Annotated in this window: 17 protein-coding genes; 10 read left to right on the top strand and 7 right to left on the bottom strand. The window is 69.0% G+C overall.

All coding sequences use genetic code 11. The annotated features are described in order from the left end of the window. Nucleotides 1–45 precede the first annotated feature (45 nt). Entirely contained in the window at nt 46–1,236 is a 1,191-nt protein-coding gene (locus tag FEF34_RS40555; protein ID WP_234043372.1) for a tyrosine-type recombinase/integrase, read from the bottom strand. A gap of 169 nt (nt 1,237–1,405) precedes the next feature. Between FEF34_RS40555 and FEF34_RS40550 the strand changes: the two genes are divergently transcribed. The 6 genes from FEF34_RS40550 (at nt 1,406) to FEF34_RS40525 (ending at nt 3,622) form a co-directional block, all read left to right on the top strand. After that, nucleotides 1,406–1,762 (top strand): Pycsar system effector family protein, encoded by a 357-nt coding sequence (locus FEF34_RS40550; protein ID WP_325063685.1) that lies wholly within the window; start codon nt 1,406–1,408, stop codon nt 1,760–1,762. Between the two features lie 8 nt (nt 1,763–1,770). Beyond that, nucleotides 1,771–2,301, top strand: a complete 531-nt coding sequence (locus FEF34_RS40545) for a hypothetical protein (protein ID WP_138058487.1) — start codon at nt 1,771–1,773, stop codon at nt 2,299–2,301. Continuing rightward, the gene (locus FEF34_RS40540; RefSeq protein ID WP_138058486.1) at nt 2,298–2,492 is read left to right on the top strand and encodes a hypothetical protein; all 195 of its coding nucleotides are present in this window, start codon (nt 2,298–2,300) and stop codon (nt 2,490–2,492) included. Before FEF34_RS40545 ends, FEF34_RS40540 begins: the two co-directional genes overlap by 4 nt. Further along, the gene (locus tag FEF34_RS40535; protein WP_138058485.1) at nt 2,489–2,725 is read left to right on the top strand and encodes a M1 family metallopeptidase; all 237 of its coding nucleotides are present in this window, start codon (nt 2,489–2,491) and stop codon (nt 2,723–2,725) included. Before FEF34_RS40540 ends, FEF34_RS40535 begins: the two co-directional genes overlap by 4 nt. A gap of 82 nt (nt 2,726–2,807) precedes the next feature. After that, on the top strand, nt 2,808–3,212 hold the full coding sequence (locus FEF34_RS40530; protein WP_234043371.1) for a RapZ C-terminal domain-containing protein: 405 nt from the start codon (nt 2,808–2,810) through the stop codon (nt 3,210–3,212). Next, nucleotides 3,209–3,622: a hypothetical protein gene (locus FEF34_RS40525; protein WP_138058484.1), complete on the top strand. Its 414-nt coding sequence runs from the start codon at nt 3,209–3,211 to the stop codon at nt 3,620–3,622. Before FEF34_RS40530 ends, FEF34_RS40525 begins: the two co-directional genes overlap by 4 nt. A 146-nt stretch (nt 3,623–3,768) precedes the next feature. On the opposite strand, the gene FEF34_RS40520 is transcribed toward FEF34_RS40525, so the two are convergent. After that, a complete protein-coding gene (locus FEF34_RS40520; protein ID WP_138058483.1) occupies nt 3,769–4,587 on the bottom strand; it encodes a DUF6292 family protein in 819 nt (272 codons plus the stop codon). A 307-nt stretch (nt 4,588–4,894) separates the two neighbouring features. On the opposite strand from FEF34_RS40520, the gene FEF34_RS40515 reads away from it, so the two are divergent. Both FEF34_RS40515 and FEF34_RS40510 read left to right on the top strand, forming a co-directional pair. Then, nucleotides 4,895–6,100 carry a ParA family protein gene (locus FEF34_RS40515; protein ID WP_138058481.1) on the top strand — a complete coding sequence of 402 codons (1,206 nt, stop codon included), beginning with the start codon at nt 4,895–4,897 and terminating at the stop codon, nt 6,098–6,100. Then, nucleotides 6,097–7,032: a ParB/RepB/Spo0J family partition protein gene (locus FEF34_RS40510; RefSeq protein ID WP_138058479.1), complete on the top strand. Its 936-nt coding sequence runs from the start codon at nt 6,097–6,099 to the stop codon at nt 7,030–7,032. Before FEF34_RS40515 ends, FEF34_RS40510 begins: the two co-directional genes overlap by 4 nt. A gap of 888 nt (nt 7,033–7,920) precedes the next feature. Here the strand turns inward: FEF34_RS40510 and FEF34_RS40505 are convergent. Further along, the gene (locus tag FEF34_RS40505) at nt 7,921–8,346 is read right to left on the bottom strand and encodes a hypothetical protein (protein WP_138058477.1); all 426 of its coding nucleotides are present in this window, start codon (nt 8,344–8,346) and stop codon (nt 7,921–7,923) included. A 302-nt stretch (nt 8,347–8,648) separates the two neighbouring features. Between FEF34_RS40505 and FEF34_RS40500 the strand changes: the two genes are divergently transcribed. Together FEF34_RS40500 and FEF34_RS41860 are read left to right on the top strand one after the other, a co-directional pair. Beyond that, complete coding sequence (locus FEF34_RS40500) at nt 8,649–10,127, top strand: replication-relaxation family protein (protein ID WP_267905313.1); 1,479 nt, start codon at nt 8,649–8,651, stop codon at nt 10,125–10,127. Nucleotides 10,128–10,414: 287 nt separating this feature from the next. Beyond that, a complete protein-coding gene (locus FEF34_RS41860; protein WP_171053416.1) occupies nt 10,415–10,732 on the top strand; it encodes a hypothetical protein in 318 nt (105 codons plus the stop codon). A 78-nt stretch (nt 10,733–10,810) separates the two neighbouring features. Here the strand turns inward: FEF34_RS41860 and FEF34_RS40490 are convergent, their stop codons facing one another. From FEF34_RS40490 to FEF34_RS40475, 4 genes are all read right to left on the bottom strand, one after another. Continuing rightward, nucleotides 10,811–11,578, bottom strand: coding sequence for a hypothetical protein (locus FEF34_RS40490; protein ID WP_138058475.1), 768 nt, complete (start codon nt 11,576–11,578; stop codon nt 10,811–10,813). Between the two features lie 130 nt (nt 11,579–11,708). Continuing rightward, nucleotides 11,709–11,918, bottom strand: coding sequence for a DUF6207 family protein (locus FEF34_RS40485; protein WP_138058473.1), 210 nt, complete (start codon nt 11,916–11,918; stop codon nt 11,709–11,711). A 392-nt stretch (nt 11,919–12,310) separates the two neighbouring features. Continuing rightward, nucleotides 12,311–12,649: a hypothetical protein gene (locus tag FEF34_RS40480; RefSeq protein WP_138058471.1), complete on the bottom strand. Its 339-nt coding sequence runs from the start codon at nt 12,647–12,649 to the stop codon at nt 12,311–12,313. A gap of 337 nt (nt 12,650–12,986) precedes the next feature. Then, nucleotides 12,987–13,553 (bottom strand): DUF6233 domain-containing protein, encoded by a 567-nt coding sequence (locus FEF34_RS40475; RefSeq protein ID WP_234043370.1) that lies wholly within the window; start codon nt 13,551–13,553, stop codon nt 12,987–12,989. Between the last annotated feature and the right edge of the window lie 90 nt (nt 13,554–13,643).

Below are 13,643 nucleotides of genomic sequence, written 5' to 3'. Positions count from 1 at the left end.
GATGAGTAGCCGACGCTGGGCGAGAAAGCACGGCAAGACGACTGGTCACGAAAAGGGCCTTCCGAAAAGGACGTTGAGAGAGTCGGGGTTGTAGGCCGGTGCTGGCGGTGCCGGCGGCGGATTCTCCCGACGCTGCTGCTGCCGGGCATGATGGGCCAGCCCGGCCGTGATGATGTCGTCTCTGGTGGGACGGTTGTAGATGTCCAAGGTCGACAGGTACTTGTGGCCCAGGATGTGCTGGACATAGACGGGCGGCATGTCCGGGTCGTCCAGCATCAGGAACGTTGCAGTGTGCCGAAGATCGTGAAGGGTCCAGTTCGCGCCCAGAAGTTCGTTGGCCCGGTTGAACATCATGCGGGCCGCGTCGTACTGCAAAGGCCGCCAGGGACGACGCAGCGTCCACCACAGCGGCCGCTTACGTCCGCGAGGGACGCCCTTCTTCCAAGCTTCCTCCTGGTAGAGGCGCAGCCAGACGAACGCGTCGCGAGTGGCAGGGAGTTCCTGGAAAGCGCGGCTGCCCTTACGAATCACACCGATGGTCTGCTCGCCGACGTAGGCGTCGCTCTGAGTGGAGGTAAGCAGTTCCTCCGCGCGGGCCCCCGTCGCGACCCAGAACGCCAGGAGAGCGCGGTCACGATGCGAGCGGAGGCCCGCGAAGACCTCGGTGTACTTCTCCTCGGGGATCTGCCGCGGGATCCGCTTGGGCACCTTGGGTCGGTAGAGGCCGGTGCGCTGGTTGCTGTAGGACTTTTCAGGGCTGTGGTGCGCATTCGCGCGGGCCGAGCGTCTGCTACGGACGAGAGGGAACGGGTTGACTAGCAGCGATCCGGTGTTGCGCTCCAAATGGAAGTCGTAGAACGACCGCAGCACCGTCTCGCAGTGCGCTCGTGTGCTTGGCGCGTACTTCTTGCCGACGGAGGGCTTTCCGGTCACCGGATTCGGCGTACCGGGTTCCGGCCTGACGGTCCGGGAAGAGGCTGGGATCTCTGCCGGGTCCTTGCCTCGATGACGCCAATGAATTCGCACCGGCTTGTCTGCAAGCCGCATCCACAGCATGAAGTCCCGGGCGTCTTCCCGAACCGCGCGGTCCCACTCGATCCCGAACGCCCAAAGGTACCGCCACCAACGCAGCAGATCCATGCCGTATGAGCGCGGAGTCAGGGGTGAGCCGTCTGCTGCAACCAAATCCTTGAGGTACACCGCAACGGCCTCGATCGGTATGCCGTGCGGGTCCACTACCTGGTACGGCTCCCAACAGTCTCCCGTCTCCAATAATTGGCCCACTTGAGGCAGGACGAAGTTCTTTAGGTCCCTTCCGGGACGTCGTTCGCCAGACACGGCGCGAAAGCTAGCAGAAAGGCGCTCTGACCTGCGAATACGCATGATTTAGTTCGGTCAACACGTCCTGCTGGCCTTCAACGGCGCGGTCATCGCGGGCCTGTTCGGGGCCGCCGACAAGCAGCTGCCGCTGCCGTGCCGCGCCGCCGGCGGAATCGCCATCGTGGCGCTGGCCGCATCCGCGGTCTTACTCCTGCTGGTCGTCCGCCCCCGCCTCGCAGGCGCAGACCGCGCCAGCTTCCCCTACTGGGCACGCCACGACGCGCAGCGGATCCGCGCGGAGATGTGCGAAGACCGCCGACCGGACCGCATCCGCGTCCTGTCCCAGATCGCCCTGCGCAAGTTCGTGGGGCTGCGGCGGGCCATCGACCTCTCGCTGGCCGCCATCGCCTTCGTCGTCTTCGCCGCCCTGGCCGCGCTGTAGGAGCCCCCATGGACGCCATAGCCCTGAACGGGTACCTGGACGAGGAAACGATGCCCGGCGACCTGCACGGCACCACCGCAAGTTTCCGGATCTCCCTGTCTCCCACCGAGGAACGCGTCGACGAAACCGTCCTGCCCTGCCGCGTAGCCGACCCGGTCCTGGCCCACGCCGTGCTGTACGAACTCAAGCGCGGCGACCAGCTCCGCGTCACCGGCTACGTCCATCTCCCCCAGACGCCGGACGACGCGATGTGGCTGGAGGTCCTCGCCATCGACGTCCTCGCCACCTCGCTGCTCCTGGACCCCGCCGACGAAGACGAGATGGCCGCGCTGACCGACGCGGGACTCGAAGACGACCAGGCGGTGCCGTTCATCGAGCGGTACGCCTCATACCTGGTCATCTACGACCCCGACGGACCCGCCCACATCTGGCACGCCACCGGCACCCTGGTCGGCGAGACAGACGACCCCGCCACCATCGGTGACCTGATCAATGCCTACGAACACCGCACGGCCGGCGGGCCCGGGGGCACCGCGTGAAGGACATCGCGTACGCCTGCGCCCTCTACCCGCTGGCCGGCTACCAGCTCACCGCGGCCACCCTGCGGGCCGCCCTCACCGCCGCGGCCGCCGACAGTCGACACCGACGTGTCACGGCGGCCGCCCTGCCCACCGCAGGCCCCGAGGCACCCGCCGCCTTTCACAGCCAAGCGACGGGAGGCAGCCAGTGACCGCCAAGCACCCGACTGGCATGACGGGCCGCACCTACCTGGAACGCGGCCACCCCGTCACGGTGACCATCGCCTACAGCGCGCGCCCCGCCCCGGAGATCACCGCACCGTGGCTCGACTTCCGCTGGCCGGGTCGGCGTCCGGCAGCCGGACCGCGCAACGTCGCCGTCCGCCGCGCCGACGGCTCCATCGTCGTCCGGCCTTTCCGCGGCCTGACCCGACCCAAGGCCTGACTGCTCACCCCCGTACGCCCGGGGCGGCCGTCGACTCCGACTCCGGCCGCCCCGGCGTCCCACCGATCACGAAGGAAAACCTGTGCCCCTGAACCCGATCATGCTGACGTCGTTCGGCTACCTCCACCTGCCGACCGATGCCGACGGACACCCCGTGCCGCCCACCGCCGACCGAATCGAGGATGTACGCGAGCGCCTGCGCGACCCGGCCGCCGCCCGCGACATCCTGGACCTGGACGGCCGCGACCCCCGCGTCCAGGCCGTCGTCCTCGCCACTCCCGGCGCCACCGAGCTGCTCGACAACCTCACCGCCTATGCCCTGCTCCCCGCCGGCCCCCGCCACATCGCGATCGGGTGCGCAGGCGGGAAGCACCGAGCATGCGCACTTGTCGAACTGCTCGCCCAGCGCCTGCTGCAGCGCGACGTCCCGGTCGCCGTCGAACACCGCCACGCCCACCTCCCGCGCGTCCTCAAGGCCAGCCGGTGAACCGGACACCGTGGAAGCGGTGCGGGCACGGGCCCGGCGCGATGCACCCCGGCGACCAGGCCGTGGTCGACGCGTTCCGTACGCTGCTCGCCGCCCGCAAGCAGCCCGGCCCATGGCAGCCCGGCGACGACGTCGCAATCGAGATCGGCGGCCACGTCGCCCGGGCCCGCACCGCCCCCAGCCATCAACCCGACACCGTCGGCCTGGTCGTCGTCGACCCGGCCGACGGCACCCCGCTCATCGGCGGCATCACCGCCGACCGCACCCGCATCCTCGGCACCTGGTCCGCGGCGTACGCGCCGCTCTCCCACACGGCCGCGGGGAAGCCAGTGCCCCACCCCACCATGGACCCCGCCGTCTTCCAGACCCTCGCCAGACCGGCCGCCAGCCCCGCCCGCCGGGAGACCTGACCGGGCAGGACCTGCTAGCCGTCTCCCACTCCACCGGCGCAATCGGCAAAATTTTGCCGGTGTCCACGACCAAGGCCCCGTCCCACCCGGCTCACGGTCGGGTGGGACGGGGCCTTTTTGCGTTCTCAGGGGAGTGCCCTGCGGTGCTACTCCCCTTCCAGATCCTTCTTGCGGCGGTGCTCCTCGATCCGCCGCTGTACCTCCTGAGCATGCTCAAGGGCCCGCTGGTTCTCCAGCACGCTGCCGTAGCCGTTCCCTATCCGATGCGTCAGGTCGGCAACGACCGGCACCACGAAGTCCTCCGGGCCCCGCATCGCGGAGTCGGCTGCTTCGGCGTAGTCGATCAAGTGGAGCACGGCCTGCAGCTCGCTGCGCCGGATCGGCAGGTCGACGATCGCATCCTCCCCGGACAGCAAGGCATCGATCACACGCCGCCGGTATGCCTGGCCCTGCAGCGACCTGAAGCGGTACTCGTAGTTGTGGCTGCTGAACTCGCCTTCCGGCGCGAATTCCTCCAGCCGCTTGAGCAGCTCGTGGAGGTCCTCCCTGGGAGTGCGGTAGAAGGGCCGCTCCGCACTGCCGGCACTGCGGGCGTCCAGTTGAGCGGAGGACACGAACGCAGCCACCCGCTCAGGCGAGGGCAGCAGGCCGGCACCCAGCCAACGCGCTCCGTCATACAGCCCACCACCGCCGCTGTTCGGGATGAGGAACAGACACCAGCCCGACGTGGCCGACCAGTGGAGCCCTACCTCCCCGTCCGGGAAAACGCGTCGCTGAAAGGCGGAGCCGAAGTCGATCCCACCTTCGACGTCATCGGTATCCGGCTGGGTGATGTCGTCGTAGTGGCCGTACGCGTGGAGGGACTTCACCGGAAGCCCCTCGTCTAAGAGCTTCGCGGCAACAGACGTCATGTAGTGGCCGATAGCGGAGTCAAGGTCGTCCTTGAGGTTCGAGTCGCGTGTCATCCGATCCCCTCTGCTGGGACACTGCGGTGATCACACTGTGCCGCCATCGCTCCCCGCAGGCAGGCGGATAGCCGGACTTTCCGGCGGACGTTTAGGCGAGACCAGGAACCGCTGCGGCTACAGCGCCCCGTGAGACGCCGCCGCGCTCCTGTCAGCCGCCATCCAAGAGTTGACCGCTGCGTGACCACCGCGGCGCTGGGGTGCTTACGGCGTAAGCACCCCGACATGCAGGAACTAACGCCAGAACGAGTGAAAGACGTGACCTGCCTGACATGTTTCAGCCGCTGGCGGCAGTATGCTGCCGCGCATGGCATCTCCGACATCGGGAGGTGAGCGGGAGAAGCTCGTATCAAAGCTGCCCGCATCCCTCCGGCAAGCCCTCAAAGTCCGGGCAGCACAGCTCAGTACCGACCTCCAGGACGCCGTCACCGACGGCATCCAAGCATGGCGCGCCCATCCGGAGCCGCTCCCCGCGGTCGACACGGCGGGAGCCGAGTCGTTCGGAACCTGGCTACCGGAAGGTCTCTACGACGCCTTCAAGCAGGACTGCGTCACCCGGGGTGTCTCCTACATCCAAGGACTTGCCCAGGCTGTGGCTCTGTGGCTTGAGCAGAACCCTGCAGACGACGAGACCGCGCCGACGCGGCGCATCATTGTCTGCAACCAGAAAGGCGGGGTTGGGAAGACCGCCGTCACCGCCGGCCTCGCCCAGGCGCTCGCGGAAGACCCCCATGAGCTGCCGGGCAAGACGAGCGATGCCGTTGCGCTCGCCCAAGCCGCAGCAAGGTTCGGGCTTCGTGTCCTCATGGTCGACTACGACCCCCAAGGGCACCTCTCCCACCAGTTGGGCCTCAAGGCCATTCCCGCCGGGGCGGAAAGCCTCATCACCCACATGCTCAACAGGGAACAGGCGCGTACGCCTCTTATCGACCTCACCGTCGCCATAGACGAAGCGCGCTTCGGTGACCGGCTGCGCATCCTGCCTGCAGCATTCGACGCCTTCCTGCTCGACTCAGGCCTCACCATGTTCCGTGGCCCCAGGCACGCGGCGCTCGAACGGGCCTTGGCCCCACTGGAAGAGCATTTCGACGCCATCGTCATCGACTCGCCGCCCAGCCTCGGACTGGCCATGGACGCCGCCATCTATTACGGCCGGCGCCGCGACGGCGAAAAGCCCGGCTCTTCCGGCCTGGTCATCCCCGTCGAAGCAGAGGACACATCCGCCCAGGCCTACGGCATGCTCATCAATCAAGTCGTATCCCTCACCGGCGACTACGACATCGAGGTCGATCAACTCGGTCTCGTGGTCAACAAGTACGACTCGCGTCGCGGCTACATCGCCACATCCTCCCTGGAGAAGTGGAAGAGCCTCGGCACACCCCCCGTCCTCGCAGTCATCGGCGACCTGAAGGAACAACGCGAAGCCGTACGGCTCCAAAGAGCGCTCCTTGCCTACGCCCCCGACTCCGACCAGGCCCACCACATGCGCGAGATCGCCCGGAGACTGACATGAGCAAAGCCGACTCTCTCGGCGGATCCGCCACCTTCGACGCAGTAGCCCAGCCCATGAGCAGCCGCGCCGCCAGCTTCGCTGCCTTCGCCGGACAGGCCAGCACACCGCCCGCAAGCCCCACCGCAGGCCACAACGAGACCCCCCGCGTTCCCGTCGACCAACTGGCGCCCAACCCTTACAACCCGCGAGCGGCCCTCGCGGCCATAGAGGAGATGGCGGACAGCCTTACCGGCAAGGGCATCATCCAGCCCCTCACCGTCGTCACCAGGGACGCATTTCTGGCGGCCCATCCCGAGCACGCCTCAGACCTCATGACGGCGGACTACGTCGTCGTCGACGGCAACCGCCGCCTCGCTGGCGCCAGGCTTGCAGGCCTTGATGACGTCCCTGTCCACGTCGACGACTCCCTCGCCGAAGATGCAGACACTCTTCTCGAGACTGCGCTCACCGCAGCCGTCCAACACGAGGACCTCGAACCCCTCGACGAAGCTCGAGCCCTGCAACGCCTGGTTGAAGTGCACGGCTCTCAGCGGGCGGTCGCCCGAGCGCTCGGCAAGTCCAGCGGCTGGGTCACCCAGAGGCTTGCTTTGCTCAACCTCACCCCCGAGCTCAAGAAGGCCGTATCCGAGAAGACGATCCCCCTGGACGTCGCCCGCACAGTCGGCCAGTTGCCAGAACAGCAGCAGCACAGCGCCGCCGAACAGGCACTGACGCAGCGCGCCGCCAAGAAGCGCGAACGAGCGAAGAAGACAGAGCAACCCGCGTCGTCCCGTACCGACGGAACTGCTCATGAGACACCTAAGGCAGCAGCGAAGCAGCCTGCGGGCGCAACGCCCGATTCAGACGACGAACTCCAGGCCTTGGCACACGAGCTGCGCAACCGTCTGACAGCGGGACAGGTAGAGAAACTGATCGAGCTGCTCAAGGCGTGAGCTCCCTTGGTGCTTACGCCGTAAGCACATACCGCCACGGGGCCCTCCCAGCCAGAGGCGTAAGGATGAGCCAAGAAGGGGGTGCTTACGACGTAAGCACCCCCTTCCGCAGGCAACCGCGTTCAGCGATGAGGGAACCGGCGCTGGCCCCTCAGCCAACTCCGTACCCTGGCGGCCGCCGAACCGCCGTGGCAGCCCGCGCGCCAATGAGCGCGCCGGGGATGAACCGAACGACGCGGCGCGCACCGCACCCGACGATGAACCGAATCGTGCGCACCGAGACGCGCCGCGATGCGCTGAACCCTGCGCACCGGTGCGCGCACCGACGATGCGGTGAATCCCTCGCCTGCGCACTGGTGCGGGCCATGGTGCTCTTGGCGCTGCGCACAGCACCGGCGATGCGCACACTCAGGGTGACGGTGCGGTGGGGCGATGCGGTGAGTGCACACCCCTTGTCGAAGTGCGCAGCGGCGGATGCGCACCCCTTGTCGAGTTGAGCATCACCCCTTGTGGAGATCGGACCTGCGTGCGTTTTCCCTGGACCACGTTCGCTACCGTCCGCTCTGTCCCTTTTCGTGTGCACGATGCGGCGTATCGAGAGGAGAACTCTCCCTCCCGCACCCGCGACCGCGCGCTGTCACCCTGCGCAACCGGCGCGGTGCGCATCGACGCGTCCGGCCCTGCGCACCGGCCGGGTCGGGAGCGCGGAGCATCGTGCGCGCCGTGCGCACCGGGGAGGGAGTGAACTGCAACGGGTGCCGCACCGCCGGCGGGGGAGTGCGCAGCATCCGCGCGATGCGCACCGCATCAGTACGCACCGCGATGCGCAGCCACGCGTGCGGGCCGGTGACATCGAGGATGACGTCACCGGCCACCGCGCCGGCACCATCAGACCGCGGACAGCCCGGCCCCGAAGGCCACGTTGCCGCGGACGTCGGCCAGGAACTGGGAGACCTGGTCGACCTCCTGCATGCACTCGATTAGGAAGCCCGCCGCGCCCCAGGCCGTCTGCGCGCCGCCACCGTCCAGGCACCAGCGCTTCAGGTACCGGCTGACCACGGCCACCAGGTCCTCGAGGACGTCCCCGGCCTCACAGTCGGCGTGCTCATCCGGCACGGCGCTGATGTAGTCGGCCAGCAGCAGCGCGCCGAACTCACCGATCAGCCGCACCAGCTCGGAGCCGTCGGCGTGGAATGCCGCCAGCGAGGCCCGCTGCTGCTCGCTGTCCTGGTACCGCCATACCAGCTCCACGTAGTCGGCGGCCCGCTGGATCTGCTCGGGGGTGAGCTCGGGCAGCTTCGATTTGGTCTCCATGGCATTACCTCACTGTTCACGGGCCCGGCGCCTGCTGCACCCGACCGGTCGCCCCACGGTGCAAGCCCCGGCCTGTGGAAAGAGATCAGCGCGGCGACGGGGCACCGCCTCATGACGTCCATCACGGACAAGCCGTCCGGACAAGGGGTGGTCAAGGGGCATAACGGACACGATCGGCGACGGTGAACAGACCGCGGACAAGGGGGTCCTCCGCACGGTGGCCACCGGCCCGAGGCGCAGCACAGCGCACGGGCCGGACCTGCCACCGATCTGGCCCCGTGGCCGGAGAAACGAGGACCGCCGTGCCCGCCGACCGCATACCCGACCCCGCCCACGAGCCGCGCGCCACCGCCGGACAGACGCCCGGCGACGACCTGGACCAGGTCCCGCCAGCCCCCTCCACGGGCCCCTCCATCGCCCCCTCCACGGCCACTTCGGCCGCCGGAGGCGTCCGTGCAGGTCAGCCCAGGCGGCGAACCTCCCGGGACATGTTCGACAACCCTTCTGTCTCGACACCCCAGGCGTGGAAGCCGACCGGACGCCGAAGGAAGGAAGTGCTGACCGCGCTCGGTATCTTCCAGCGAGCGACCGCCGATCAACTGTGGCGGATGCTGCGCCCCGGAGACCGGCACGACCGGATCACGAGGGACACCCTCAACGCCCTCAAAGGCTCGGGCCTGGTCCGGGTGGAGACGCGACTGGAGTCAGGCCACCAGTTGTGGGTGCTCACCGAGCGAGGACACAAGGAGGCCCGACTGCTGCTGCCGAAGCACATGCGGATCTCCGCGCTGCGCAAGCTCGAGTACGACGACGACGGCCGGCCGAAGGAAGCCGACGGCTACGACGAACACGCCGCCGCCGTCACCTCAACCGCCGCGGTGCTCACAGGGGCCGGGTTCGGCACCCCGCTGTCCTGGCAGACCGAGATCGCCCACAAGCTCCCCTACGGCTACACCCAGTACGCCGACCTGACGATGCGCGCCCCCGACGCGGGCGTGCCCGTGATGCTCCTCGAGGTCGACCGCGTCACCGAGCCCGTCGACGACCTGGTGGCCAAGCTCCGCCGCTACACCGAGTGGTTCGAGCTCCTGGCGCCGAAGGCCGACCCCGTCAAGGAGAAGGCGGCCCGCCGCCAGGGCGCGGCCGTGCACGACTTCCGGCTGTGGTCACGGATCTACCCGCCGACCGGCCGCGAGGGCTACCCGCCGATCGCCTTCGTGTTCACCGGGAAGACCGCCGCGCAGCGCGAGAGCCGGATGCTGCGCCTGGAAGAGGCCGGCCGCCCGTTCCTCGCAGGCGAGCCCTACCCAGGCGCCGGGATCACCGCACGCGACTTCAACCGGTCGGTGCCCGTGGTCGTCACCGAGCTGGAACGAATCACCGCCGACCCTCTGGGCGCGGGCGGCGCGGTGTGGCGCCGCCTGGGACGCCCCGACTGGCAGACCCTCACCGACGCACTCGACAACCCCGACGGCGACCGCCTGCACGAGATGGAGCGACAGGAGGCCTGGCGCCGCCAAGCAGAGCAGGAGGCAGCCGAGCGGGAAGCACGACGGCCGGTGTGCCCACGATGCGGCCAGAAGTTCACCGACGACCGCTGGAACTTCGTCCGGCAGCACCCGACACAGGACAACCGCGAGCTATGCGGGCCGTGCCTCAACGACCACATCGAACGCGCACAGGCCGAACGCCTCGCGCGCCGCCAGGCGGAAGAGGAAGCCGCCGCCCGCGCGGTCGCGGCCGCGAACCGGCCCCGCGGCGTCTTCCGCCGGCGCCGCTGAACCGACCCGTGCCAGCAACCGCCCGCCGTGGTCGGGTCCGTGGTCGCACCCCGACCACGAGCCCGACCACAGCAGGTCAGCGCGCTGCTTGCCCGCCGCCATCACCGGCTACGGACTGCTGGACGCCGTACGGCGAAAGCCTGGCCGGACGGTGATCGACCGTGGCAGGCTCTTGCTCTCCAAGCGAGGGGAGCAGCTTGATGAAGGGCTTTGCGGAGACGGAAGGCGAAGTGTGTCCCGACTGCGAGGCAGGACCCAGTCCCGAGAACGCCTGCGTTGGGGTCGGGATGCCGATCCAGATGTGGCACACGCCCGACTGCCCGCAGTACGTCATCATGCGGATCAACTGGGAGGCTGGATCCCGGCGCATCAAAGAACAGGACACGTGGGCCAAGGAAGTCTTCCAGTCCGCGCATGAACGCCTGAAGCAGGCCGCCGCCGCGATCCCGCCCGGTACAGCCGCTCAGCCATTCGTCGACGCTCTGGCCGAGTTGGTCCAGGCGCAGGCCGACACCACCGGCTTCGTCGTCCTGCACAAGTGGGTGGAGATCCTGGAGCGGCATTTCCCGCCCCAGCTCCCCGACCCCGACCACACCACCGAGTAGACCGACCACGGCGCCGACCACGCTGCCGCCAACCCCGACCATGACTCCGACCACGGCTGGTCAGCGGGTGCTACGCGGCTATGCGACGTCCGGAGCCGGGAGCTGGATCCCCCTGGTGCGCGAGACCCAGTGGATGCGCTGCCGCGACGGCAGCAGGTTGTAGTCCAGGGTGCGCAGCCCTGATCCCTCGGTCAGGTGCCACGGCGCGATCCTCCACAGGCCATCCCGGTCGGGGACCGGCTCGACTGGGCAGCCGGTCAGCACCAGGTCCCAGCGATCCGTGCTTCCGTTGTCACGGTCGTCCTCCGCCGTCACCGTGCCGAACACCTTGTGCGGGAGCTCCTGCCTGGCCTGTTTCGCCGCGAAGTTCTCTGAGAGTTCCTTGATGGTGAATTCGCGCTGCAGGTAGACGTCCCGGCTTGTCTCGCCGGGTTCCAGGAGGATGACGCCGGCGGCAGTGGGGCGCCTGTCCTCATCGGCGACGACCAGGTCGCCGTCGAACCGTGCCTGCATGCGCCGGTCGCTGAGATTCTCCAGGACCAGGACCTGCTGCAGCACGAGACGGTTGGCGCCCTCTTGCTCCGCTGGGAAGTGCCAGGTGTGCCCCTGCGGCCAGGGGTTGCACGGCATCCCCATGTTGGTCGCTGCCAGCGGGTCCCACGGCGGGGGACTGAGTCTGAGGGTGACTCCCGGCGCTTGGGAGTCGAGTCGGCTGCGGATGGCGTCGGCGGTCATGAGCTGGCTGACCTTCAGTGCTCCGCGCGTGAGGTATCCCTGCCACACGACGCCACCGAAGGCCAGGGTGGTGCCGATTGAGCCGAGGGCGACCCAGAAGGTTTCTGACATGGCGGAGATTCTGGCCCCACCCCGTACGGCCGCGCACCAGCGGCTCCCGCCGGAGATCGCCGACACCGACCACACGCTGCCGCCGACTTCGACCATGGCTGGTCGGCGGGCGTGGCCGCTGTGCGCAGCGCTACCAGTCGGGATCCTGGCGCAGGTCCAGGAAGCAGCGCAGCCGTACACCGGGCTCGCCGGGCTCCCGGGTCGTACGGTCCACAGGTGCGATCGCGCACCGCGCGGCGAGCAGCTCCTGGACCGCGAGCGCGGTCTCGTCGTCGGCGGCCGCGACCTCCACCACAGCCAGGCCCGGCTCTGCCACGTGCGCGTCAGTGATCTGCCTCATGCCTGGCACCACGCGCCGGCACCCCGCAGAAGTTCTCCGATCCCGGCGTCTTCACCCGACCGAGTAGAGCCCCGGCGCTTGACCTCATACGAGCCCGCGTTGCGCTAGGCGTTGCGCTGGATGTTGCGCGAAAGGGTTGCGCTAGGTGTTGCGGTAGGTGTTGCGCAGGCCGTCACAGAGTCCCGGAATCTGCCCAGGTCACCACCGGCGTACGGCATGGTCCGGCCGCTGACATCCCCGTTGCGGCCCCCTTCGCCCATGCCCTGGCTGGAGTTGAGGATGAGGAAGGGCGGGATGGGCGGCGCGGACGCTGCCGGGGATCGGGGCGCGCTCGCGGTGCCGCGCGTCGGCGCCGCCGCCGCGCCGGGCCGCCGACAGAGCGGCGGCCGCCGTCAGGAGTCGGGCTGCTCGTGGTGGTGCTTGAGCGCGTCACGGGCCGCAGGGACGTCGGCCGGGGCGAGTCCGCTCCAGAACGCATGGCTGACGATGAGCTTCGCGAGTTCGAGTTCCCTCGCCCGCAGCCGGGCGATCTCCGCCGCGTCCTCGGGATCCCAGCCGGGGGAGGCAGGCCGGGACGACTTCCGCCAGGCGTTCTCGTGCGTCTCCCACGCGTCCAGCGGTTCGGCCGACCACGGCACCTTCTGGTACAGCGCCTGGAGCTCAGCGCGGACCTGAGCCAGTTCGTCCTGGGCGTCGATCAAGGCCTGGGGGAAGTCGTACGAGGCTGCCACGGCCCCAAGGTACTGCTGTTCGAACCGCGCTCCGGATCGTCTGGCGGCAACATCTCTTGCGCCAACTCTTGCGCCTTCTCCTGCGACATCTCTTGCGACTTCTCTTGCGCGAGCCTTGCCGACGTCGCCGCATCGGTGCAGGTCACCCCCACCGTAGGCGCGTGGTCGGGGATCTGACATCCCCGTTGCGGCCGCTTTTGCCCACGCCTTAACTGGAGTTGAGAGAGGGAGGGCGGGATGGGCGGCGCGGACGCTGCCGGGGACCGGGGCGCGCTCGCTGGTGTTGCGCGCCGGGCGGGGCCGCCGCGCCTGGCTGCCGACGGTGCGGCGGCCGGGGTCAGGAGTCGTCGGGGGCGGAGTCGGTGATGTGGTCGAAGCCGCGGAGCAGGGGCGTGAGCTCCTGGGCGCAACCGCACAGGATGCACAGGCGTGTCGCCGGATTCTCCGCGACGTCCAGGGCGCGCCTCCAGTCGAGCAGCGGCGCGTCGTTCGGTGCCTCCTCACAGTCCAGCGCGTGCAGAATGCCCTGGGCGGTCCCGCGCCCGCCGCTCACCTTCTGCAGCACCCACCCCGAAGGCCGGCGCTCCCCGAGGACCTCGCGGACCGTCGACGGCGGTGACGACTCCAGCCGTTCGGTGACGACTCGGTCGTAGTCAACGCCTTCGACCGGCCGTACGTGCTCCGGGGCGCGCACCCACACCCGGTACTCCGCCGCTTCCACACTGCCGTCCTCGCGATCTCTGTACGACGGCATGCCCACCAGGTAGACCCAGCCCGTTTCCGTCTGCCGCCGCTTCCACAACCGCGCGACAACCTCCTGCGGCTCGGACCCGAGCAGAGGATCGACGGGCAGCACGACCCGGACCGGCACAGGCTCGGGGTCGGCATCGGAATGCGGTGTCACCGCACCACCGTAGACAGTGAGCCGGTGCCACCCGCGCGTCCCGCGGGCAGCGTCTTCCCCACAAAACTCGCAGACACAACGGCCCCACCG

It is taken from the genome of Streptomyces marianii (assembly GCF_005795905.1).
GTDB lineage: Bacteria > Actinomycetota > Actinomycetes > Streptomycetales > Streptomycetaceae > Streptomyces > Streptomyces marianii.
The sequence above is the reverse complement of the archived record's forward strand: the minus strand, read 5'-3'. Positions and strand labels throughout refer to the sequence as shown.